Below are 2676 nucleotides of genomic sequence, written 5' to 3'. Positions count from 1 at the left end.
GGCTGCGCCGCAACCCCGGCCGGCTGGTCGGCATCACGCTCAACCCGCTCGTCACCATGATCGCGTTGGGCTACATGTTCTCCAACGCCATCGACATCCCGGGCAGCACGAACTACATCGACTTCATCTTCGCCGGCGTGGCGGCGCAGGTCGGCCTGGCCAGCGTCGGCCCGACCGCGATCGCGGTGGCGCTGGACGTGCAGGGCGGCCTGGTGGACCGGTTCCGCTCGCTGCCCATCTCGCGCTCGGCCGTGCTGATCGGGCACGTCCTCGCGGACCTGGCGATCAGCATGATCGGCCTGGCCGTCGTCACGGCGTTCGGCCTGCTGTTCGGCTGGCGCCCGCACCACGGGATCCTGTCCGCGCTGGCCGGGTTCGGGCTGCTGGCGGTGTTCATCTTCACCGTGCTGTGGGTGGGGGTGCTGCTGGGCCTGGCGATCCGCAACCTGGAGACGATCGAGTCCGTCGGCGGCCTGGTCGCGGTGGTGTTCTCGTTCCTGTCCACCGGCTTCCTGTCCCCGGACAAGCTGCCCACCGGCATCCAGACCATCGCCCAGTGGAACCCGGTCAGCTCGGTGATCAGCGCCTGCCGGGACCTGTGGGGCAACTCCGCGGCCACCGCCACCGGGTTCCCGGCCCGGAACCCGAGCCTGGTGATCCTCGTGTCGCTCGGCCTGCTGTTCCTGGTCACGTCCGTGCTGAGCGTCCGCCGCTACCGCAACGCCTGAAGGGACGGCACCGCGCAATGATCGCCGATCCGGCCACCCTCGACCTCGCCGACCCGCAGACGTTCCTGGACGTGGACCTGCACGAGCTGTGGCGCCACCTGCGCGCCGAGAGCCCGGTGCACTGGAACGAGCCGCGCGGCGACAACCCCGGCTTCTGGGTGGTGACCCGCCACGCCGACTGCGTCACCGCCTACAAGGACAACAGGAACTTCACGTCCGAACGCGGCAACGTGCTGACCACGTTGTTGCAGGGCCACGACTCCGCGTCGGGCAAGATGCTCGCCGTCACCGACGGCGAGCACCACCGCGCGGTGCGCAACCTGATGCTCAAGTCGTTCTCGCCGCGCTTCCTGGAGTCGGTGGCCGAGCAGGTCCGCAACCGCACCAGGGCGCTGCTGACCTCGGTGATCGAGCGCGGGTCGTGCGACTTCGCCACCGACGTCGCGGACCACATCCCGATCAACACCATCGGTGACCTGATGGACGTGCCGATCGCGGACCGGCCCAAGCTGGTCGACTGGAACAACCGCACGTTGAGCCGCATCAGCTCGGCCGACAGCGAGATGGACGAGTGGCTGGCCCGCAACGAGATCCTGCTGTACTTCACCGACCTGGCCGACCAGCGCCGCCGCAACCCCGGCGACGACGTGCTCAGCGCGTTGGCCAACGGCCTGGTCGACGGCAGGCCGCTGCCCGAGGACGAGGTCGTCTTCAACTCCTACAGCCTGATCCTGGGCGCGGACGAGTCGAGCCGGATGTCGTCCATCGGGGCGATCCTGGCCCTGGCCGAGAACCCCGCCCAGTGGCGGGCGCTGAAGGACGGCGAGGTGTCCCTCGGCACCGCCACCGAGGAGGTCCTGCGCTGGACCACGCCCGCCATGCACTTCGGCCGGCGCGCGGTGGCCGACGTGGAGCTCGGCGGCCGGACCATCCGCGACGGCGACGTGGTCACCATGTGGAACAGCTCGGCGAACTTCGACGAGGACGTGTTCGACGACCCGGCGCGGTTCGACCTGGCCCGCACGCCCAACCGGCACATCGCGTTCGGCTTCGGCCCGCACTTCTGCCTCGGCGCCTACCTGGGCCGCGCGCACGTGTCGTCCGTGCTGGAAGGGCTGCGCGACCTGGTGTCGGAGATCCACGTCGAAGGACCGCCCACCCGCCTGTACTCGAACTTCGTGCACGGCTACAGCAGCCTGCCGGTCCGCTTGTCGGCGGCCTGACCAGGCGTCACCGATACGTCAGCGCCCGGTCAGCGCGGCTCGCGAGCATGGCACGACCGGGGTCCCCATCCGCCCGAGGGTACGGAGAACCGAATGACGAACCCCTTCGACGATCAGGACGGCAGGTTCCTCGTGCTGGTGAACGACGAGGGCCAGCACTGCCTCTGGCCGGCGTTCGCCGAGGTGCCGGCCGGGTGGAGCATCGCGCTCGACGAGTCGACGCGCGAGGCCGCCCTCTCCTACGTGGAGGACAACTGGACCGACATGCGGCCCCGCAGCCTCCGCGAGGCGGCCCTGGGTGAGGGCAGGGCGGGATGATGGACCTCGCCATCGAAGTCACCGGGCTGCGCAAGACCTACGACAAGACCGAGGCGCTGCGGGGCATCGACCTGTCCGTGCGGACCGGGTCGGTGCTCGGCCTGCTCGGTCCGAACGGCGCGGGCAAGACCACCGCGGTGCGCGCCCTGGCGACGCTGCTCGTGCCGGACGGCGGGCAGGCCAGGGTCGCCGGGTACGACGTGGTCGAGCACCCCCGCGAGGTGCGCCGCCGGATCGGCCTGGCCGGCCAGAACGCCGCGGTGGACGAGCTGCTGACCGGCCGCGAGAACCTGGTGCTGCTGGGCCGGTTGCTGCACCTGGGCGGCGCGGGCGCCCGCCGCCGCGCGCAGGAGCTGCTGGAGCGCTTCGACCTCGTCGGCGCGGGCGACCGGCCGGTGGGCACCTAC

4 protein-coding genes are annotated in these 2676 nt (G+C 70.9%); all 4 read left to right on the top strand.

Annotated features, from left to right (window positions below; all coding sequences use genetic code 11):
- On the top strand, positions 1 to 728 hold a 728-nt coding region (locus tag AB0G02_RS34560; protein ID WP_360802918.1), incomplete at its 5' end, for an ABC transporter permease.
- Between the two features lie 17 nt (positions 729 to 745).
- Entirely contained in the window at positions 746 to 1951 is a 1206-nt protein-coding gene (locus AB0G02_RS34555; protein ID WP_360802914.1) for a cytochrome P450, read from the top strand.
- A 93-nt stretch (positions 1952 to 2044) separates the two neighbouring features.
- Positions 2045 to 2269, top strand: coding sequence for an MbtH family protein (locus AB0G02_RS34550; protein WP_360802911.1), 225 nt, complete (start codon positions 2045 to 2047; stop codon positions 2267 to 2269).
- Positions 2269 to 2676: ATP-binding cassette domain-containing protein (locus AB0G02_RS34545; protein ID WP_360802921.1), on the top strand; the 408-nt coding region annotated here is incomplete at its 3' end. The genes AB0G02_RS34550 and AB0G02_RS34545, both read left to right, overlap by 1 nt.

This window comes from Actinosynnema sp. NPDC023658 (assembly GCF_040639995.1).
Taxonomy (GTDB): domain Bacteria; phylum Actinomycetota; class Actinomycetes; order Mycobacteriales; family Pseudonocardiaceae; genus Actinosynnema.
This window is presented reverse-complemented; position numbering and strand designations above follow the sequence as displayed.